Raw genomic sequence first — 21,842 nt, 5'->3', positions numbered from 1 at the left:
AAAATGCTGTGAACAAGACGGTGAACTCTATCTGTTTTTGAGTTTCTTCGCCGTCGGTTGCAATTTTAGAGCATTTATTTATCATGCAGTCAAGGGTGGCGGTTCTAACAATCAAACCTTATTTTAGGAAAAATTCACAACCACCTAAGCTCTTATGGACATATTTTTTAGAGTTATTTTTTTCATAGCTCACTTTACACTATCTTTTTTATTATTTTTAATAATATTATATGAGATACCTTCTATTACAATATTTAATAATATTCCTATAATGAAACCTATAGCAAAAATTAATACGTACATACTTCCCTCTTAAATAAAATTATTATTTTCTTTATTATTTGCATTGGAGGAGATATTATTATAAGTTATATTTTAACTTGAGTTTCTTGGAAAATTTAAGCTAATCTCTTTACAAACAATAACAAATATTATATAATTATTATTATAAGAGGAGATGATATAATGTGGAGACTGATATAGATTTCAATTCCCTAATAACATCCATAGAAACCTGTTGTTTAAGAAAGGAAAATTGTGGAGGTACATGTGATACTTCCAATTGCATTATAGGATATTGTAAAAAAGATCTACTTGCTTGTCTTAAATCTAACGAACAATTTCTAGAAAATGAAATAGAAAACATTCCTTTATTTGATACAAAAGTTTTTGATGAATCCTCTATAATAGATACTGTTGGCTTTATACTAAATCAATGTAAAAATTGTAATGCATATCATGATGAAGATTGCATAATAAATATTTTAAGAAGCGCCTGCGAAGTAATTTTATTTGGAAATCCAAAAGATTATAGCGGCAGTGTGCTCCTATACTTAAATGATATAAAATTGGACAATTCAGAAATAGCAGACAAAATACATGAATCTTATTTATCTCATAAAAATATATCATCAAGTGATTCTTAGGTTCAGATGGAGTTTGCTTATAAGAATGGCTTTCTCCAGCTGAACCTTATTAACAGTATTCTTAGTGTCTTTAGCACTTAGAATACGTTATCCTTTAGGGGAAGAACTTATCCAGGCGCATAGCAGTGCTTATCCCCCACTTTGATAGAAAAGCAGATATCCCAAATCTTTGATTTGGTGATAGTCGCTTTCGCTGTGTGCGATGGAGGGTTTTAGCAATGGTAGCGATCGGAAAAAATTAATTATTTTAAAAAAGGAAGGGTATTAATATGGAAGATGTAAAATTATCTTATGAAACAACTTTAGGAGATACTAAGGGAACTAATTTGGAAAGGTCTGTAAAGCAAACTTTTAATGGTGAAACCAAGGAGGCAGGATTATACACTGCCATAGCACGTCAAGCCCAAAGGCAGGGATATGGCGATATTGCCGAAATACTAAAAGTTCTTGCAAAAGAAGAAGTAGAACACGCTGCAACTTGTGCAGAATTGAACAATATGATAACAGATGATTGCTTTCAGGATATAAAGCAAATGCTAGAAGGAGAAATTTTTGCAAACAATGCAAAACGTGAGGATGCTCTAAAAGCAGAAGAACAAAAAATAGATGCAGCAAAAGAATTTTTCAATTCAGCTTCCAAAGATGAAGGACGCCATGCCCGAATACTGGAAGGAATATTAAAAAAATATAACAAATAATATTAAATTAATAGTTAAGAATTAATAGTTATGGATGATTTTCTTTAGCTTAGCTAAAGAAAATCTAAATTGCAGGTGTTTAGATAAATTGCAGGTGCTTTAGAAAGTGTAATTCAGCAGGTTGATATAGAATTTCCAAAAGATAAACGCCGCAAGATAGTCACTGTGGATATGCAGTGTCCAAGGTCAGAAGTTATAGAAAATATGAATCTTTAATAATAAGTTTAGGACCTCTTATCAAGGTAATCAAGCATTATGTTTGCAAGAAGCGGACTTTTACCGCCGAGTTATCACCCATACTGGGCTCACAACAAAAGAAATACTGGAATAATATAGTCCAGTATCTCTTTTATTCATTTTGCTATTTAAAGAGCTTTTTCTTGTCCAGGTATATAGCTGCAAGTGGGTTATGTCCTGTTACACGTTCCTTAAATGCAAGGACAGCTGCGGGTTTCTCCAGGTATTTAATCACCAGAGTATTGTGCCCCCACACAAAGTCCAAGCAATATGTTAAACTCAGTTTCCTGCTCATTCATAAGAAGTGCCTGTCCTATGGGGTTGCACATGCTTTTCCTTGTACAGCCTGACACCGTTTCATCGTCCTTTATTCCCATAAAGCTCTTTGGAACATCGTCATTCTTACATATTATTGAAACCACCTCAAAGCCATTATGAGTCAATATCCTGTCAACCTCCTTGGCTTCTCTGTAAAAGACCAATACAGAATATAAGGCCTATTCCTTGTAGCCAGCCTTGTTCATGAACAACATTATCTCCTCCATACGGGTAAGACGTCCATAGCTCTCTGCCTCTACAAGTGCAGCATTATAGGCTATTTTATGGTTCTCCTCATCCTTGTATAGCTTCTTTTGCTTTCCTCTGTATCTCCTCATTTTTGCTTGGACAGTCCTCCATGGTCTTCATCATATCATGTTTGCATACATAAATGGTACATTCTGCACACCTATACACAATACCTCCTCCTATACTGAAACAGACCCCACGAACCTCTGTATTCTTGGGTTGCTGCTATTAAATATCTCCTCGGAGGTTCCCTCCTGAACAATAAATCCATTCTCCATAAACACTATACGGTCTGACACCTCTCTGGCAAACCTCATCTCATGGGTTACAATTAAAAGCGTCATTGTATGTGTTGAGGCCAAGGATCTTATAACCTCCAGCACCTCATTTACCAGCTCCGGATCAAGGGAGGAGGTAGGCTCATCAAACAACATAACCTCAGGTTTTACTGCCATGGCACGTCCTATTCCTACACGCTGCTGCTGTCCTCCTGACATATGTGACGGATACACATCCCTTTTATCTTTAAGCCCCACAGATGTCAGAATCTCCATAGCCTTAGCCTTTGCTTCCTTTACATTCATACCCTGGCATTTTATCATTGGCTCCATTATATTCTGAAGGGCAGTTTTGTTCTTAAACAGATTATAGTTCTGGAATACCATTGCGGTCTTCCTTCTTAATGCATAAATCTCCTTATGCTTATGATGCCCGCTACTAAGAGTCACGTCTCCTATAGTAATAGTACCATCTGTAGGCTTTTCAAGGTAGTTGATGCACCGCAGCAGTGTAGATTTTCCTGTTCCAGAGGGTCCAATAATAGCTACTACCTGTCCTTTTTCAACAGTTAAATCGATTCCCTTTAATACCTCTAGAGAATCAAATCTTTTCTTTAAACCTTCAATCTTTAACATAATATTACCTCATTTTTCTATTCTGTTAATATGCTTTATTCATGTGCCTCTCCAGCCTGGACTGCAGATAGGATATGAAAGAAAGTATTATCCAGTATATAATCAGTACTGCCATATATCCCTCCAGATAACGGAAGGATACATTAGCCTCATTTTTGCAATAAGCTATCATGTCCTTCAGGCCCACAATAAAGCAAAGAGAGGTAGATTTGAATAGATTTGCAAAGCTGTTCATCATGCCTGGTATAGCCACTCTTACTGCCTGTGGAATAATAATACGATATACAGTCTGCCAAGAGCTAAGCCCTATAGATATGCCAGCCTCAAACTGACCCTTATCGACTGATGTTATAGCTCCTCTTATATCCTCACTCATATAGGCTGCAAAGCTCAAAGAAAGCACTATTATTGTCGCCCAGAAGCTGGGCATATTCTTTACTAGTTTTGATACCTGTGCAATACCATAATAAAAAACAAACAGCTGTGCAATAAATGGAGTACTTCTAAAAAAGGATACGAACACATCGGAAAACTGCTTAAGCACAGGTATGTTATAATAGCGGAAGACCGCAATTACAAAGCCTAGCATAACTGAAAAGAACAGTGATGCTCCTGCCACCTCAACAGTTATAGGCAGTCCCCTGAGAATAACGGGAAACATAGAAAAAAAATATTCAATATTAAAGTCCATGACATGTCTCCTTAATTGAAAAGCTATATTACAACAGATGTCTCTCAAATGGGGGCACCTGACAAATATGCTTATTTATTCTTATTGTAGTAATCCTTTGCAGCATCAGTCTGCATAACATCATATTTGAACCACTTCTCACACAATTTTTTGTGGGTTCCATCTTTAATCATGTCATTTAAGGCTCCGTTTACCAGCTTGAGCAGCTTAGCACCACGTTCCGTACGTGCAAATGGGTAACCATTTACCTCAGTATAGATAGGATGCGCTATATCAACAGCCTTTAAATTCCAGCTAGGGTTTTTTTCTATCAGGTAGGGTATCAGCAGATATGCATAAGGCATTGCATCTACACGTCCAGACACAACCTCCTGTGGAATTGTAGAAAAGGATTCATATGTAGTTTTCTTTACCTTGTTGTTAGGATCAAGTTTAGTGATAAACTCATTCATTGCACTTCCATCAGCAAGACCTATAGTCTTTCCTGCCATGTCCTTCCAGCTGGTTATGTTGGTGTTATCGCCTTTTACCATAAGGCAGTAAGGGCTGAAGAAGTATGGGGTTGTAAAGTCATATTTCTCCTTACGGGCAGGTGTTATACTTATCTGTTTTGCTACCGTATCCACATGCCCTGTTCCCAAATCTCCAAAGGCGGAAGCTACATCCTCCTGTACGAATTTTACCTTGTAGCCTATACGTTTAGAAATTTCATTCCACATGTCTATCTCAAAGCCTGACCAAGTCTTTGATGATTCATTATACACTGTAAAGCCAAGATAATCTCCAGAGGTAGCAACATTAATAGTCTTGTCCTCCTTTTTATTTTCTGATGCGGTATTTTTTTGCCCTGTGCTGCTACATCCAGCTAACATTGCTATCATGGTTACAGCACAAAGAAGTAATGTAACAATTTTTTTCATAAGATGCCTCCATTTCATTAATTTAATAATTCCCAATATTCTCTCTAACAAATAACATTTTATATATAATAAATTAAAATGTAAAATAGTAATTTCGAATTTGTCCAGCATGAACTATAATCAAATTCTATAAATTGCATTATTGACTTCTATAAGCTATTGTACATATAATTAAGCATGCTTATCAGAAAGTCTTTATGGAATGGGAGCAAAAATATCATAATTATAAGGTAAAGCAGGAGTGGCTGCGTTTTGCCCCAGGAGTAGTGCCTGCCATAAACTGGTTTGTACAGATTATGACAAGGCCACAGGATGGCATACTGGTACAGACACTCCGATTTATTATCATCCTTTTATGGACGCTGTAAAAAACAATGGGAGAAAAGCTTGTGTGCAGCGATCTGGTAAACACAAACGGTGTATACACCATAGATTTTGATAAATTTGAAAAAGAAATTACAGACAATAACGTACAGCTTTTCATTCTCTGTTCTCCCCACAACCCATCAGGCCGTGTATGAAAAAGAGCTGAGCTAAGCAAATGGAGACTGGTTCGGAGGAGAGTGTTTTGGAACCCATGTACGAATAAACCTATCCACCTCTAGGACTTTAGTCGAAAAAGCAGTGGATAATATAATAAAGCAGCTTGCATAAGAGTATGGGCTTGTCTCTTTGATGTAATTTAAAATATGGATAAATATCAATAATTTACAGCTTGAAATTTTATAAAAATATGTCATCTTTAAAAGGGTAAAAAAAAGAACCCCGAGGGGTTCACAAAAAAGGTGATATTATGGTAAAACAAAACAGTAAAAAAAATCAATAGGTTTTGGTTTGGTAATGTTAGGGAAAAAATTGCAGGTGCTTTAGAAAGTATAATTCAGCAGGTTGATATAGAATTCCCAAAAAATAAAAGCAGGTGGTTGTCCCAATATGAATATAGGGAGAGAAAAATCAGGTTTCATAAAGGTGGTTTCATATGTGGGGGTACTATAAGGCTCTTATTTGTTTTGATAGATTTTTCTTTTATAAGAAATGCAGTTGCAGATTGTTATGGGACCGAAGGCGGTAATGTGTATGACCCTGCAACTATGTTTTTACTTGAGCTGGTTAAGTTTTATGATAATTTTGATTATTATACTGACTTGTGCAAAAAGTTGAGAGATCCAATCAATTGATATAGTTATCCCCGAAGGTTATGGTATAGAAGTTATATCAAGTGCTGTTACTTTAGGTGATAAAGGTAGTCTAGAATATAGTTGTCCTAAGGCATGTAAAAATATAGAAGCAAGGACAGGCTACAAGAGGAATAGACACAATCCAAATAAATTAGAACCTGTTTTGGGATATAAAGCAGTAATTATGACCTAAGTAGAAATTATACTAACATTTTTTTATAGAAATCTACTTCTTCATTGGCACTAATGTCCATGTTAGTTACGTAAAAATCATGGTCATATTCGTCATACTCAAACATTTTTTCTTGAATTACTTTTTGTTCAACTTTTTTCTTTCTTGTTATTATAAAATTTCGTCCTTGATTCCATGCATCTGGTTTAATAATTCTAGAAGTTATCTCTTTTTCATCGTCATATTTATCCCAAACAATTTTTTTATCATTACTATAAGCTAAAGCTGGAAAGGTTCCATAATGTTTTGCTTTTATTAAATAGTGGTAACCAACACTTTCTATTACTTCAATTATTTCCTCTGAAAAATATCCTAAATCCATACGAAAAACAATGTCTTTGACGTCGTCTTTTAAGACAGCAATTATCTCTTTTATCATTTCTGCCGTTCCATTTGAAGTATATGTATCACCAAATCTTTAAAATCCTGTTACAAAGCATTTGATCTCGAAACAAAAGGACATCAAAGCGTTATTGCGTTTATTGCCATGTTTCTTGGGGTTGTATCCTTTCATGGCTCCTTCTTGATTACCTTCAACATTTTCTACAGTACTATCTATATCAATAGTAATTGTTTTTAACTTGCTTGCTTTTAATATTTTTTGAAAATCGGAAAATTTATGTTTCTTAACATCTGCACTCCAATTTTAATTCTATCAAGTTGAATTAAGTCGTTAAATCCTTTGGCTTTCTCGGCAGCTTCAGTTAAAATATTAGAGATACTTCCTGCAGATATATGAATATCAAATATATTTTCAAGATGTGCTTGAATATCTTCAATGCTTCCCTTGCATTCAACAGCACAACTTACTATAATCCTTCTAATTGTTTTTTTATCTATATTACTTGATGCATAATTATCTTTATTTATGGCATTATAATAATGTATGGTATGTTCAACCTCCTTTAAAACTTTTAGTTTTATTTAGAGGTTGAGCTTTTTTTATGTTTTTTCTACTATGAAATCCATGGGGTATTTGTTAGATATTAAATTTCATAGTAGAACTAATTTGTTTGAAATTAATGTAAAATTATTTTTTCTTCTTCAATTGGTTAATTTTCTGTTTTTCCATCCATATTATTCTAAATAAAAATGTCCATCATATTTGAACTACGCCCTTAATTTAGTTTATACTTGTCTTATAGCTCCTCTTTTTAAAGCTATATTTATTATATTAAATAAAATTGCTCCTGCTATAGTATTTATAACTGCAGCAGGTAAAACTACAGATAAGAACAATGCTGTAAAACTTGTCTTTAGTCCTACTGTAAGCAATACTACCATCAAGAATGTGGAACCGCTTATAATTGTACCTACAGCAGTAACTAATAGAATAGTTATTTGGTTGTTTATCCTATCTCTAAGAGGTTTTATAAGTACAAACATTATGTTTATAGTTACAAATTTATCTATTACATTTGCAAATTGTCCACCAGGGAAAGCAGTAGTTGCAGCCGCCAGAATACCTGCTACAATACCTGCACAGAGACAAGTTTTATATTCCCTGTTAAACACAAGTATTATAAAGAGCATTGCAAGAGAAAGATCTGGTTTCATTCCAAGTATAAGCGGTGGTGTGATCTGATGCAGCACTGCACCTATAGCAAGTAGTATAGAATTTATAATCATCTTTTTTAAGTCCATATTTATACTCTCCTTAAAATTAAATTTGAATATTTCCACTAATTTGAATATTCTTTAAATTAAAAATACAACTGATATTATCGTAATTATCTATAAATAAATTTTCCTTATTTTTCTTTCACAACATAGCATACACCACCTATACTTCTTTCTAACCAACTTTATTTTTTAATAAAATAAAAAAACTCCATCCTAAAAACTAGGACGGAGATATCCGCGGTACCACCTAAATTATACTTTAAAAAGTATCTCTTTTTCAGACACTAACATGTCCTATCCATTATAACGTATGGAATACGTTAACCACTACTCTTCGCTCTGCGAATTTCAATTTACTCCTCTTAGGTCCATTCACAACACACAATAGTATTGAGATCCCACCATTCTCAACTCTCTGTAACTTTAATAATATTGCTACTATTCCTCGTCAAAGGATTTATTCTTAAATTAAATATATGTTATCACTTATTTTCCTTCATGTCAATAAGTATTTTCACTTTTATTTAGCACCATAAGCTGAGTTAGCATTTTCATTAAATATTTGTCTGTAACAATAGTTTATTATGTCACTTCTTTTTATGATCCCTATAAATATGTCCTTATCATCTATTACAGGTACAAAATTTTGATTTACTGCAAGTGATACCAAGTCTTCCATATTAGAATTAATTTTCACTGGTTTATTATGCATACGCCTAGAAATTTGTTTCAACAATACTTTACTGGTATTTTTAAAATTCAAATCTGGAGTATTTTTTAGTTTCCACAACAAATCACCTTCTGTCAAAGTTCCCACATACTTGCCGCAGCTATCAATTAGTGGAATTGCTGTATATCTATGTCTTTCCATTCTTTCCAGTGCCTGTCTCATAGTTGAATTTGGAGTTTCACAAACAACTTCCTCTTTAGGTGTTAGAAAAAATGCTATATTCATATGTCTTCCTACTCCTTAATACTTTTATTTTAAATATACTATTTAAATTTGAAATTACACAATCTTAGAATCAAAGAACTTAATTACAAGGTCAATTATTAATCTTAAGAAGAAATAATAACTGACCCTCACAATACTATCTTGAACATTCGGCCTCTACTTGAAGTAACTTTTTAAGTACTTCCTCTATATCATCTTCTAATTTTTCATCAATTTCAACATTATCGTTCTTTACAGCTTCTATAGTAAGTTTTAGCCCCTTAGTTATATTACTTATTTCCTCCAACGTTAACAGCATAAGTATATTCTCTTTCATGTTAATAACCCCCTTATCTAACTTAATCTTTTTTAGAAAGCGACTTACATCCATTATCCCTTTTAATATATTTCGTAAAATTTAAGTTAATATAAAGTGTTTATCAAGAGATAATTTTTATTAAAAAAGTCTATATTTATAATAAATGATAAGTTTTTATACTTACTCACTTATCTCTAGATATTTAACAGTATGAAACATTCATTTCAAAAGGCTGTGTTATTAAAAGTTTCCTATAAAATCATAATATTCTTCAAGCATGTATTCTGTGTATTTCTTTTTTCCCATTAATCTATATATAACATCAAAACTTCTGTATCCTTCTTTATATAATTTATATTCCTTTAGAAGTTTTTTTAACATTCCTTTATTTATTTGTAGGAGATTAACTAATTCATCCAACGTATAAAACTCTTTGTAAAGCAATTTTTCAAGCTTTTGCTGCATTTCCACTTTATACAACAAGTCCAATTTTCTATTCTTGTGAGGTCCGCTCTTTCCTCTATGATGTTCTGAACAAAGATATTTAAAATTCAAAGGGAAATCCACTCCTCCCTGAGATCTATAAACTATATGATGCTTATCCGCTGGTTTACCACATATTTGGCATTTTAACAATTTATTCCCTCCTAATTATATTATAGTGGATTTTTATTATATTTTATATTATTATTATAGCACAGGTTTTATCGTATTACACTTATAAAAAATTATAAAAATGTTATAAGTTTCATATAAAAAGCGTATATTATCTACCTATAAAAATCAAACTATTATTATAGATAATTTACCAATAAACATAGGCTTTAATAGGAGGCATTTTTTTTATGCGAAATATTTTTTACTCAATTTTTATAATAAATGCCATATTGTCCATAGCTGTTATACTGTTGGAAAGGAAAAATCCCGAAAAAACAATTGCATGGCTGTTAATTTTTATAGTTATGCCTCCTTTTGGTTTAATAGCTTACATATTTTTAGGACGAAATTGGAAAAAACATAAACTTAACAATGAAACAAATGTAAATATAAAAGAATTAATATCTGAAGCTATTAAAAATATAAAAGATACTACTTATGCCCCTTTAATCGAACTTCTTTCTAAAAACAGTGAATCGCCATTGTTTACAAACAATTCTATAAAAATATTCAAAAATGGAGTTGAAAAATTCAAATATCTTAAAAGAGAATTGCTAAATGCAAAACATCATATTCATATGGAATATTACATAATAAAGAGTGATGAAATTGGAAATGAAATAAAAGATATATTGATAAAGAAATGTTTAAGTGGTGTGGACGTACGTCTCATATTGGATAGAGTAGGCTGTATAGGAATTGATAAAAAGTATATAAGTGATTTGAAAAGTGCTGGAGTTAACGTCGTTCAATATTCTTACTTCCTAGCACCAATTTTAAAGTACATAAACACCCAGATAAACTATAGAAATCACAGAAAAATAGTAGTTATTGATGGAAAAGTAGGTTTTGTAGGTGGCATAAATATAGGAAATGAATATATAGGAAAAAGTAAATATGGATACTGGAGAGATACTCATATAATGGTAAAAGGTGATTTTGTTTTGGGACTTCAGGCAGTCTTCGTGGATGACTTTGCTACAATAAAATCTGCTAACAAAGAATATTTCTTCTATAATGGAAACTTTAAGGAAATTTTTCCTGAAATTTCATCAGACAAAAGCAGCAATAAAATAATGCAGCTGGTAAAAAGTGGTCCAGATTCTGAATTTCCTGCTATTGAACAAGCCATTTTAAAGATGATTGGTATGGCAAAGGATCATATTTACATTACAACCCCTTACTTCATACCTACTGAAAGTATATTAAATGCACTAAAAATAGCCTCTTTAAGCGGTATAGACGTACGTATACTATTTCCTGGAAGATATGATCATATATTGGTGTACTATGCTTCAAGAACCTACCTAGCAGATTTAGCTAAAAGTGGTGTTAAGGTCTATTTCTACGATAAAAATTGTTTTATTCACTCTAAGACCACATCTATAGATGGTAAAATATGTACTATTGGTACTGCTAATATGGATATAAGAAGCTATGAATTAAATTATGAAATAAATGCAATGATATATGATGAAGATACCACAGTGGAACTTGAAGATTTGTTTTTCAATGATCTTAAAAACAGTAAGATAGCTAGTGCTAAATACTTTGATAATTTATCTCTTTTTACTAAATCTTTTGAAGCTTTTTGCAAAATATTTTCTTCACTATTATAATCTATAATTGGGGAGTTTCAATAGCAATCTCTTTTATAGATAAATCTGATTAAAAGTTAAGAATTAACGATAGACAGTTGACAATTAATTTTAAATTTTCTGAAGTGTTAGCGTAAGAAAATCATCCATAACTTTCAACTTTCCACTATCAATTATCAACTATTTAAAAACATATACATATCAAAAGGGCTGATGCACTAATTAATTAGCGTAACAAGACCCTTATTGATAATTTCATTCAATTCGATTGTTATCTTCTTTAATTAATCCCTTCCTATATGCTATTAAGAGCTTTTCCAAATCAGCTATCTGTTTTTTTAGCTCTTTTCCTATGTCTGTATCTTCTACCCTTTTTCTCTTAGTTACGTGTTCCAAAATCACCGTAGAAGATAAAATATCCTTGTCCTCTTCTATAGCATTTTTTATAGCACCAAACGGTTCATGAGAAGTGAGCAGCAATCCATAAGAATTATATATCAAAGTATAGCCTGCTATTCCAGTTTCAGGCTGATATGCCTTACAAAACCCTCCATCTATTACAAGTAATCTTCCATTTGCCTTTATAGGACTTTCTCCTTCCTTAGTTTTTACTGGAATATGACCATTTATAATGTGAGAGCTTTCAGGTGGCAAATTAAATTCTGCCAGTATATTCTTGCACACATTCTCATCATCCCTATATTGGTAATAATAATTTTTCTTTTCATAGTGTGCTAGTTTATCATCAATAAAATATCTTTCAAAAGTTGTCATTCGAATTTTCCCAAATACAGGTGAATCCTCTCCACACCACATATACCACATCATATCCATACCATATTTTTTATTAGCAGTATTATTTTTAAAGAAAAAAGCATCCCTCGCTAGACGATCGTACCTATCTAAAAGTTCTCTGCCACTGTAACTTATTTTTCCTATTTTCACTTCTCTAAAACTACCGTCTTTATTCAATGGAATACACCCATGATATAAAAGATTTGAATTATATACCAGGTATATACTCCCTTTACCATATAAGAATTTAATATGTCTTTGAAGTTTCTCACTGTTTACAAAAGAACTAGTCAACTTTTCAATTAATTCTTGTTCCCTATCTGTAAGTTTATATGGGTCATTCCAATCTATAGTAGGAAACTTGCTATCATTTAACTTATAATTATGATCATATATATCTATTTCCCATTTCTCTGTATCTATCTTATCAAGTAAAAGTCTATCATCCATCTTAAATTCAGGATGTCTTTTTATTACTTCAGCCTCTAATTTGAATTGCATTATAGCTATGGCCTTGTGCATTTTTGCCAGTAAATTAAGTTCATTTTTACTTATATCCTTGTTTAAAGTCTTAGGAATAAAATTCTTACAAGGATCATCTCTATAAAATTCAAGGGCAAAAGTAGCAAGAGGAAGTAAGTTTATTCCATATCCATCTTCAATAGTATGCAAATTAGCATATCTAAGTGATATTCTAAGTACATTAGCTATACAAGCTTCACAGCCAGCTGCCGCTCCCATCCAGAGCATATCATGATTTCCCCATTGAATATCCACAGAATGATGTTTCATAAGAGCGTCCATTATAATTTCAGCTCCTGGCCCCCTATCATATATATCTCCTATTATATGAAGCCTGTCTACAACTAACCTCTGTATTACATTTGAAATAGCTATAATAAATTCAGGCGCACGATTTATATCTATTATAGTTTTTATTATACCGTTATAATATGCTTGTTTATCTACCTTATCATCCTGATCATGAAGTAATTCTTCTATTATATATGAAAAATCTGGTGGAAGTGCTTTTCTCACTTTAGATCGAGTATACTTTGAAGATACATTCTTACACAATTCGATTAATTGATATAAACTTATCCTATACCATTCTTCCAAATTATGTTCTTTTTCCTTAATTAATTCTATTTTTCTCTCAGGGTAATATACAAGGGTTGCCAGTGACGCCTTCTGCTCTTCTCTCAATGAATTTCCAAATACATCATCAATTTTCCTCTTTATTACACCAGATGCATTTCTAAGCATGTGAGTAAAAGATTCATATTCTCCATGAATGTCACTTATAAAGTGTTCTGTAGCTTTTGGTAAATTCAATATAGCTTGAAGATTTATAATTTCCGTACTGGCACTAGATATTGTGGGATATTCTCTAGATAATAATTGAAGATATCTTAAGTCTTTTTCTATTATATCTAAATCATTCTCATCATAGAAAATCATGGTCATTTTCTCCTTTTTAATATATACAATTTATTTAATTTGTAAAAGCAATAATGATATACTATATAATATATTATAGTATATCATTATTAACATGTATAGTACAAATTGTATATTTAGTATAGCATATAATAGCACATTTCCCTATTTAAAATTACTAATATTAAGCTCATCATAGTTTATTAAAAAATTCTTTAAATTATCCATAATCACTTTCATTCCATCTTTTGAATCCGACTCTATATTCAAACACAATACTGGTTCATGAAGGGAAATTCTGAGAAGGAACCATCCATCTCCATTAAGTTTATTACAATTTACCCTAACTCCTTCATAATTATTAGGTGCTTCATTCCATCCATTGATTTTTTCTACATACTTCTTTAAATCATCCAGTATTTTATATCCGTAATCTTTAAATTTACTGTTTAAAATATTAAATCTAAACTCTAAGCTTTCAGGTGAAATTTTTAGACTTTTTATTAACTCCTCTATACCTTTACCTTGTTTATGAAGTTTAGCCATTTTTACTAGTATTTTAGATATTAAATAAGCTCCATCATCTAAAAAGTAATTTTCTCTAAGTGCTGCATGTCCTGAAGTTTCAATAGCCAGATAGCATTTTTCGCCCTGCTCATTTAGCCTTATTCCTTCATTTATCACATTTCTATAACCTCTTTTGAATCTATGATGTTTTCCACCTAAATTTTCAATAAATTCACTTAATCCATTTGAAGTCACAGAATCGGTTACTATAGTGCTGCCTGGATGTTCTTCTAAAATTATAGAAGATATTAAGGCTATTAGGGAATTTCTATTTATCTCCATACCTCCAGCATCTACAATAGCTGCCCTATCTACATCTGCATCAAATACTATGCCAAGATCTGCTTTATTTTCAAGTACTGCCTTTCTAATGGAATCCATAGCTTCTTTTGCTTCAGGGTTAGGAATATGATTTGGAAATCTTCCATCTGGATTAATAAACTGACTCCCTTCAACTTCTGCACCTAATTTTTTTAGAACTTTACTTGCAAAAAAGCCCCCTGCTCCATTACCTGCATCTACTATAATCTCAAACTTGGAAAGAGGCATTTCGTAATTTTCATTTGAATTTATACCTCTTCTAATTTTTTCAACTAATAAACTTGAATATGTGTCAATGAAGTCAACTTTAGAAATTTCTCCTTTATACGAAGGATATCTTAAGTCTTTCTCCTCTGCGCTATCTAATATATATTTTATATCCTCTTTTTCACATCCACCATTTTCAGTAAAAAACTTTAATCCATTGTAATAATAAGGCAAATGGCTTGCAGTTATCATAATAGATCCATCGCATCTGTAATTTTCTAGTACAGTAGTCATAAACATAGCTGGGGTAGTACAAAGTCCACAGTCATATACACTGCATCCCCAACTTACAAGTTCATTTAAAATTACTTCTTTAATTTCAGGTCCTGACAGTCTGGAATCCATACCTACTGCAATTTTTATTTTTTGTTTTTTTATATTTTTTTTGTCTTTAAGCCATTTTACAAACCCACCTGCTATGGCCTTTACTTCTATAGTAGTCAAATTAACTTTCTTTTCCGGATTTTCAATGGCAATTCCCCTTATATCAGTACCATTTTGCAATTTATGTAATTCTTCTATCATGTTCTTCCCCCTGTTTTCTAAAGTTTATAAGTAAAATCCCTAAATAAAATAATTTTTAAGTTAGAAATATCACATATGTATCCTAAGTAAAATTTGAGCTTATATTCATAAATATACTTAAGTATATTTCAACTTAGAATCTCCATATTAATTATATAATAAATGTTTTCCTATAGGTACAATTTATATTCATTTTATAATTGATCTTACATACGAAAGTTAAAGCATACTAAAATATACATGATGAATGCAAGCATTCTAACTAAAAAAATAAACTTATGCGTAGAAATATTTTACAATAAGCAAGTACATTTAAATATTTTGCATATAAGTCTTAGTGAAAAATTTGTAAAAAAACTTAGGACTTTTGAATTGTCTGAGGTACGAGTTTTCAAAAGTCCTTAGGTTTTTGCAAATTTTCTACTTAGACTTATCAAAATATTTAACCGTACTTGTGGTTGTAAAAATATTCGCAGCATAAGTTTATTTTTTGTTTAGAAACTCTATTAGTCATGTTTATTTTAATGCTTAAGCTTTTTCTACTTTCATTGCCCTCATAGAATTTAATACTGCTATAAGAGCTACCCCTACATCTCCAAAAACTGCTTCCCACATATTAGCTATTCCCACAGCTCCTAGAACTAAAATCACCAGTTTTACTCCAAGGGCAAATACTATATTTTGAAACACTATTTTTTTAGTTCTCTTAGCTATTTTAATGGCAGTTACTATTTTTGAAGGTTCATCTGTCATAATAACTACGTCTGCAGCTTCAATAGCAGCATCTGAACCAATACCGCCCATAGCAATTCCAACATCTGCTCTTGCAAGCACAGGAGCATCATTTATTCCATCTCCTACAAAAATCATTTTTCTATTAGAAGACTTTTCGGCAATTATATCATTTAATTTTTCCACTTTTTGATCTGGAAGAAGCTGTGCATGAACCTCATCCAATCCTAATTTATACCCTATTGCTTCTCCAATTTTTTTATTGTCTCCCGTGAGCATAACTGTTTTCTTTATTCCTATATCTTTTAACATTTTAATTGTATCTTTAGAATCTTCTTTTACTTCATCAGATATTACTATATAACCCATGTAAATTTTATCGAGTGCAACATGAATTACAGTTCCAATAACTTCTGATATATCATAATTTATTTTTTCTTTTTCCATAAGTCTGGAATTTCCTGCAATAATTTCTCTTCCATCTACTTTTGCTTTAATACCCTCACCTGAAATCTCAGCATAATCCTTTATTAAATCTCTATCTATATCTTGATTATACTGTTTCACTATAGACAGAGCTATAGGATGATTAGAATAAGATTCTACAAAAGCTGCATACTTTAAAACATCTTCATCTGTAAAACCATTAAAAGCTTTTACTTCCGTAACTTTAAATATTCCTTTAGTAAGTGTTCCTGTCTTATCAAAGACTACTGTATCTATGCTATTTAAGGCTTCCAGGTAATTCCCGCCTTTTACAAGAATTCCATTTTTAGAAGCTGCTCCTATTCCTCCAAAAAATCCAAGAGGTACTGAAATAACCAGTGCACAAGGACAGGAAACTACTAAAAATACAAGAGCTCTATAAATCCATTTAGAAAAACTTTCCCCTCCTATTAAAAATGGAGGTAATAAAGCTAGTCCTACAGCAAATGCTACAACTACAGGTGTATAATATCTAGCAAACTTTGTAATAAAATTTTCTGTAGGGGCTTTTTTACTGCTGGCATTTTCAACCAAATCCAATATTTTAGCTACAGTAGATTCTTTAAACCTTTTAGTTACCTTTAAAGTTAAAACTCCATTTTTATTTATATATCCACCAAGCACTATATCCTTGCATCCTACTTCTTTTGGAAGAGATTCTCCAGTTAACGCAGAGGTATCTACCATAGATTTACCTTCTACAATTTCTCCATCCAAAGGTATTTTTTCACCTGGTTTTACTAAAATAAGCTCACCTATATTTACCTCTTCAGGATTCATCTTTTTTAATCCTGATTCAGTCTTTACATTTGCAAATTCAGGTTTTATATCCATAAGGCCCGCTATAGACTTTCTTGAATTATTTACTGCCTTATCTTGAAAATATTCACCTATTTTATAAAAAAGCATAACAGCAACTGCTTCAGGAAATTGTCCAATTGTAAAAGCTCCTATACTTGCAATACACATTAAAAAATTTTCATCAAATACCTGTCCCCGGAAAATATTTTTAACCGCTTTCAAAAGTATATCCTTTCCAATAGCAATATAACTTATAAGAAAAAGTATAAATTCAACTTCAAATGAAAATTTAAGCATTATTCCAGTAATATAAATCAAAACCCCAGCTACTGAGATTACATCTTCAATTTTTTTATTTTTTCCTTTAGGTAAATTCTCAATTTCCCTTGATTTTTTATTAACTTCATATATAACTTTTACATCTGGTTCTAATCTTTTAATTATGGACTTCATATTTTTCACAGCGTCATTAAATTTTTCTTCATCGTACAACTCGAATTTAAGCTTTTTAGACAAAAAATCCACAGAAGCATTCTTTATTTCAGGCATTTCATTAATTTTGTTTTCTATTTTTGCAGCACAGTGTGCGCAATCAAGTCCTTCGAGAATAAATTCTTTTTTAGTATAATTATTTTTTAATTTTCCATTATCTTGTAATTCTACTTCCATAGTATTGTTCATGATAATCCACCTCCCAGTTTTTAATAACATGTGTTCATATGTTTTAAGTATAATTTAATTCCCTCTTCTTGTCAACAAAATTTATTCGATGGCTACCCAACGTAATCTGCTGATTCATTTAATAATCAATGCAAATAAGGCATATGAAAAAATAAACTAGTTATTTTTTCATATGCCTAAGATTTTTAAACGCAAGTTTAATTATATATTTTTGTAGGTTTATCATCCAAATCTACTTTTTCAATATTTTCTGTATTGGGATTTACAAGAGCCACAGCTTTTTCCCTGCTTAAAGTTACCATAATATTTCCATTAGCTTTATCTATAGTAACATCAGTAGGATATCTACCTACTCTTATTTTTTTTACACTTTTAAAACTTCTCATATCCACTACACTTAAAGTATCCTCTCCTGTATTTGCCACATAACAGTATCTTCCATCATAAGATATACAAAAGTTCTTAGGTTTCCTCCCCACAGCTATAGATTGAAGTACGGTGTAATTTTCAAAATCTATTAAAGATATATCATTGCTCTCTTTATTTGCTACAAGTGCATATTTTTTGTCTGGAGTAAATGAAATTTTTGAAGGATGTTTACCTACCTCTAATTTTTTTAAAAGCTTATCATCCTTAATCTGATAAAATAACAAAAATCCTGTACCATCCTCATCTTTAGAATCTGAGGCAACTACTACTAGGACTTTACCATCCGGTGAAATTTGAATATCCTCTGGTTTACCCTCCACATTAATTTTACTTATAATTTGATTTGTAACCGTGTCAATCTTACATATGGTTTTATCTCCTGTAATTACAAAATAATAGGATCTGTATTCTTCCAAATCTTTAGCCATAGAATTTGATTTATACTGCATTATTATAAATCCGCTGCTTAAAAAAAGTACTACTAAAAATAAAATAAAAAAAACTTTAAACCATCTCTGATGAGTCATAGGCACCACCTCATATATATTTTCTCTATTTTATTTTGCACCTTTTTTACCATATATATTCTTATTTATAACAAATTCTCAATTTTTAATATATTTATTTATATATTTCTACCGTAGTTTTAAGTCCAACATATTCTTTTAGTATATCCATATCTTTATTAGATAGAGCAATGCATCCATAAGTCCAATCGTATTTAGAGCCACCACCATGTATTCCTATTTCTCCTCCAAGTGGAGTGTGCCAAGGCGGCTGTTCTTTATTATTTATAGCCCATTCTATTCTGTCATAATTAATTTGACCTATGATCTTCTTATTTAACGCTTCTTTAGCATCATCTATATTTGGATAACTTATTCCAAAAAAATAATCATATTTACTTTTAGGATTTATATAGCATATGTAATAGCTTCCTTCTGGAGTTTTTAAATCTCCTTCTTTTTCTTTTTTACCTGAGGGAATTTTTCCAAGCCCAATTTTAAACCTTCCAATCAATTCATTGTCTCCATAGAGTTCCATTGCTCTTTTTCCCTTATAAATTTTTATTGAAGTTTTTTCTGGTTTTTGCTTCGGAGCTTGAAAAAACAATTTTCCTTTCTCCGCCTGTACATCTTTTTCGGTTATGTTATTTTTAGCTGAAATATTTTTAAATTCATTTTGCTTAATATATTTTTTTATAGATAACCCAGAAATAGTTGCTATTATAACTGTGCCAAAAACCAGAAATACCAATGGGAAAATTATGTACTTTTTTTTCATAATCATCACTTACCTTTTGTAGTATTTTTATTATATTTTACATTAATTTATCAATCTATGCCAATTATACTCTTAATCCATTCTATTATATTTTTATTTTTCTTGTCCACTTTTTTATATTGCTCCACTCTTTGATTATATACTTTAGACTTATCGTTATAATTTTTCACGTCTGTATTATATTGCTCAAGTTGAGTATTATATGCTATAACTGCATTATTCCACTTACTGGTTTCTCCTTGAGACTTTGTAGAATCTACCTGACTCTTCAATTTCTCTAAACTATTTTGCTCTTTTTGGAGGTTATTTTTTAAATCTTGAATTTCATTTTGGCTTTTCTGAATACTTAAATACATTTCTTTAGTTGTACTATTACTCGCAGAATACTCCCTGCTAGACCTTATGTCTACAAATGCTGCTACACAAACAATTAAAAGTATTATAATTATGATAGAAATTTCAAGCAAAATAGATTTCAACTTTGATTTTAGTTTTTCCACAGCCATCCTCTCCTACCTTAAAATAGAAAAATACCATTAAGTATATAATACACCGTACATATTATAATATTATTGGCAAGACAGAGAATATGCTAAAAAGCTGACGACAAAATCTATTTGCCTTCAGCTTTTTACTACAAAATCATATATAAACACCAAATATTTGTTTTAATGTTATTAAATGTACTCAATGAAAGATTTAACTATATCCTCTACTATTGCTTCAAGATTCAGTATATTGTAAACTGAAAAATCACAATATGATTTATAGATATCATATCTTTCATTATAAATTTTTTCTATTTCATTAATTCCTTTTTTTAAAAGAGGTCTCCCTGATATATCAACATCAGAAATTATATTTTCTAAAGGTCTATCTATAAAAACTACAATTCCGTTCTTTTTCAAATTTTCTATATTACACTTCTTTTTTATTACCCCACCTCCTGTAGCTATTATAATATTTTTTTCTGCACTTACTTTCTCTACTGCCTTTGATTCTAATTTTCTAAAACATTCTTCGCCGTTTTTAAAGATGTCTGGAATACTACATCCGTTTTCCAATTCTATATAATCATCTAAATCTATACATTTTCTATTTAATCTAGAGGCTAAAAGATTACCTAAAGTAGTTTTTCCTGATCCAGGCATACCTATAAGAACTATGTTTTTAGTCTCTGTCTCCATAATTATATCCCTCCCTATTTGTTGTACTCTATTTTAATTAATTCATCATATATTTCATTTATAGTTTGTAAAGATATATTCTTTTTGTGCCAAATTTCTTCTGCTGCCACAGCCTGTGCTACAAGCATATATAACCCATTTGCAATTTTAAGCCCCATTTCTTTCCCCATCTTTAAAAAAAGTGTATATTCAGGATTATATATTAAATCCACAGCTGTATTAAACTTGGCCAATATCTTTTTATTTACAGGACAATTATTTAAATTAGGGTACATACCACAGGGAGTACAGTTCACTATTATATCTCCACTTTCTATTTTTCTGAGTTTTTCATAAGAAATAACTTTAAAATCACCTTTCTTAATTTTTTCAGGATATCTGCTCACATAGGTAATATTTGAGGCACCTTCATCTAAAACATATCTAACTACAGCTTTAGATGCTCCTCCTGTACCAAGTATCACTACATTTTTATTTAATACATCTATATAATTCCTTTTTAAAGTAAGACCAAAGCCATAGTAATCTGTATTATATCCTTTTAAGCTATGTTCCTTAAATTCTATAGTATTTATGGCACCTATATTCTTTGCTTCTTCTGATATATCATCCATATAGTTCATAACGGCAATTTTATAAGGTATGGTTACATTTATTCCCTTGCATCCTAAAACTTTAAAAGCTTCCATACTTTTACCTAAGTTTTGAGGTTCTATTTCAAATAAATTATATTCTCCATTTACACCCAGCTTTTCTAAAATCAATTTGTGTATTACAGCCGAAAAACTGTGTGATAACTTTTCCCCTATAAGTCCCTGCAAGTTGCTCATATG

At 31.2% G+C, this 21,842-nt stretch carries 21 protein-coding genes, 2 pseudogenes and 1 other annotated feature; of the genes and pseudogenes, 5 read left to right on the top strand and 18 right to left on the bottom strand.

Annotated features, from left to right (window positions below; genetic code table 11):
• Positions 1-467: 467 nt before the first annotated feature.
• Both WY13_RS01905 and WY13_RS01900 read left to right on the top strand, forming a co-directional pair.
• Positions 468-926 carry a hypothetical protein gene (locus tag WY13_RS01905; RefSeq protein ID WP_063554023.1) on the top strand — a complete coding sequence of 153 codons (459 nt, stop codon included), beginning with the start codon at positions 468-470 and terminating at the stop codon, positions 924-926.
• A 269-nt stretch (positions 927-1,195) separates the two neighbouring features.
• Positions 1,196-1,624 carry a ferritin family protein gene (locus WY13_RS01900; protein WP_063554022.1) on the top strand — a complete coding sequence of 143 codons (429 nt, stop codon included), beginning with the start codon at positions 1,196-1,198 and terminating at the stop codon, positions 1,622-1,624.
• 464 nt (positions 1,625-2,088) lie between these two features.
• Here the strand turns inward: WY13_RS01900 and WY13_RS01895 are convergent.
• The 5 genes and pseudogenes from WY13_RS01895 to WY13_RS01880 form a co-directional block, all read right to left on the bottom strand.
• Positions 2,089-2,517 (bottom strand): annotated as a pseudogene (locus tag WY13_RS01895) (DUF1847 domain-containing protein).
• Entirely contained in the window at positions 2,474-2,596 is a 123-nt protein-coding gene (locus tag WY13_RS22015; RefSeq protein WP_278321761.1) for a hypothetical protein, read from the bottom strand. The pseudogene WY13_RS01895 and the gene WY13_RS22015 overlap by 44 nt, the downstream one beginning before the upstream one ends.
• Positions 2,597-2,607: 11 nt before the next feature.
• Positions 2,608-3,342 carry an amino acid ABC transporter ATP-binding protein gene (locus WY13_RS01890; RefSeq protein WP_063554021.1) on the bottom strand — a complete coding sequence of 245 codons (735 nt, stop codon included), beginning with the start codon at positions 3,340-3,342 and terminating at the stop codon, positions 2,608-2,610.
• Between the two features lie 25 nt (positions 3,343-3,367).
• Positions 3,368-4,033: an amino acid ABC transporter permease gene (locus tag WY13_RS01885; protein ID WP_063554020.1), complete on the bottom strand. Its 666-nt coding sequence runs from the start codon at positions 4,031-4,033 to the stop codon at positions 3,368-3,370.
• Between the two features lie 71 nt (positions 4,034-4,104).
• The gene (locus WY13_RS01880) at positions 4,105-4,953 is read right to left on the bottom strand and encodes a transporter substrate-binding domain-containing protein (protein WP_242866302.1); all 849 of its coding nucleotides are present in this window, start codon (positions 4,951-4,953) and stop codon (positions 4,105-4,107) included.
• 197 nt (positions 4,954-5,150) lie between these two features.
• Here WY13_RS01880 and WY13_RS20780 point away from each other — a divergent pair, with 197 nt between their 5' ends.
• Both WY13_RS20780 and WY13_RS01875 read left to right on the top strand, forming a co-directional pair.
• Positions 5,151-5,321 (top strand): hypothetical protein, encoded by a 171-nt coding sequence (locus tag WY13_RS20780; RefSeq protein ID WP_156498943.1) that lies wholly within the window; start codon positions 5,151-5,153, stop codon positions 5,319-5,321.
• 642 nt (positions 5,322-5,963) lie between these two features.
• Complete coding sequence (locus WY13_RS01875; RefSeq protein WP_156498942.1) at positions 5,964-6,131, top strand: hypothetical protein; 168 nt, start codon at positions 5,964-5,966, stop codon at positions 6,129-6,131.
• 200 nt (positions 6,132-6,331) lie between these two features.
• Here WY13_RS01875 and WY13_RS01870 read toward each other — a convergent pair.
• The 5 genes and pseudogenes from WY13_RS01870 to WY13_RS01850 all read right to left on the bottom strand — a co-directional run.
• Positions 6,332-6,763: pseudogene (locus tag WY13_RS01870) on the bottom strand (transposase); the annotation flags it as partial.
• 728 nt (positions 6,764-7,491) lie between these two features.
• Entirely contained in the window at positions 7,492-8,013 is a 522-nt protein-coding gene (locus tag WY13_RS01865; protein ID WP_192844972.1) for a tryptophan transporter, read from the bottom strand.
• 191 nt (positions 8,014-8,204) lie between these two features.
• Positions 8,205-8,447: a binding site (T-box leader), on the bottom strand.
• A 59-nt stretch (positions 8,448-8,506) separates the two neighbouring features.
• Positions 8,507-8,941: a CBS domain-containing protein gene (locus WY13_RS01860; protein WP_063554015.1), complete on the bottom strand. Its 435-nt coding sequence runs from the start codon at positions 8,939-8,941 to the stop codon at positions 8,507-8,509.
• Positions 8,942-9,077: 136 nt separating this feature from the next.
• Complete coding sequence (locus WY13_RS01855; protein ID WP_013239540.1) at positions 9,078-9,257, bottom strand: hypothetical protein; 180 nt, start codon at positions 9,255-9,257, stop codon at positions 9,078-9,080.
• 222 nt (positions 9,258-9,479) lie between these two features.
• On the bottom strand, positions 9,480-9,875 hold the full coding sequence (locus WY13_RS01850; RefSeq protein WP_063554014.1) for an HNH endonuclease: 396 nt from the start codon (positions 9,873-9,875) through the stop codon (positions 9,480-9,482).
• Between the two features lie 209 nt (positions 9,876-10,084).
• Between WY13_RS01850 and cls the strand changes: the two genes are divergently transcribed.
• A complete protein-coding gene (gene cls / locus WY13_RS01845; RefSeq protein WP_063554013.1) occupies positions 10,085-11,515 on the top strand; it encodes a cardiolipin synthase in 1,431 nt (476 codons plus the stop codon).
• A 234-nt stretch (positions 11,516-11,749) separates the two neighbouring features.
• Here cls and WY13_RS01840 read toward each other — a convergent pair whose 3' ends face one another.
• From WY13_RS01840 to aroE, 8 genes are all read right to left on the bottom strand, one after another.
• Positions 11,750-13,750 carry a fructose-bisphosphatase class III gene (locus WY13_RS01840; protein ID WP_063554012.1) on the bottom strand — a complete coding sequence of 667 codons (2,001 nt, stop codon included), beginning with the start codon at positions 13,748-13,750 and terminating at the stop codon, positions 11,750-11,752.
• A 144-nt stretch (positions 13,751-13,894) separates the two neighbouring features.
• Positions 13,895-15,409: a phosphoglucomutase gene (locus tag WY13_RS01835; protein ID WP_063554011.1), complete on the bottom strand. Its 1,515-nt coding sequence runs from the start codon at positions 15,407-15,409 to the stop codon at positions 13,895-13,897.
• A 528-nt stretch (positions 15,410-15,937) separates the two neighbouring features.
• Complete coding sequence (locus tag WY13_RS01830) at positions 15,938-18,109, bottom strand: heavy metal translocating P-type ATPase (protein WP_063554010.1); 2,172 nt, start codon at positions 18,107-18,109, stop codon at positions 15,938-15,940.
• 197 nt (positions 18,110-18,306) lie between these two features.
• Positions 18,307-19,065, bottom strand: a complete 759-nt coding sequence (locus tag WY13_RS01825; RefSeq protein ID WP_063554009.1) for a YncE family protein — start codon at positions 19,063-19,065, stop codon at positions 18,307-18,309.
• A 94-nt stretch (positions 19,066-19,159) separates the two neighbouring features.
• Positions 19,160-19,822, bottom strand: coding sequence for a L,D-transpeptidase family protein (locus WY13_RS01820; protein WP_063554030.1), 663 nt, complete (start codon positions 19,820-19,822; stop codon positions 19,160-19,162).
• A 50-nt stretch (positions 19,823-19,872) separates the two neighbouring features.
• Complete coding sequence (locus tag WY13_RS01815; protein ID WP_082848346.1) at positions 19,873-20,322, bottom strand: hypothetical protein; 450 nt, start codon at positions 20,320-20,322, stop codon at positions 19,873-19,875.
• Positions 20,323-20,499: 177 nt separating this feature from the next.
• The gene (locus WY13_RS01810; RefSeq protein WP_063554007.1) at positions 20,500-21,009 is read right to left on the bottom strand and encodes a shikimate kinase; all 510 of its coding nucleotides are present in this window, start codon (positions 21,007-21,009) and stop codon (positions 20,500-20,502) included.
• A gap of 14 nt (positions 21,010-21,023) precedes the next feature.
• A complete protein-coding gene (gene aroE / locus WY13_RS01805; protein WP_063554006.1) occupies positions 21,024-21,839 on the bottom strand; it encodes a shikimate dehydrogenase in 816 nt (271 codons plus the stop codon).
• Positions 21,840-21,842 lie beyond the last annotated feature (3 nt).

The sequence above is a fragment of the Clostridium ljungdahlii genome, assembly GCF_001636845.1.
Taxonomy (GTDB): Bacteria; Bacillota; Clostridia; order Clostridiales; family Clostridiaceae; genus Clostridium_B; species Clostridium_B ljungdahlii_A.
This window is presented reverse-complemented; position numbering and strand designations above follow the sequence as displayed.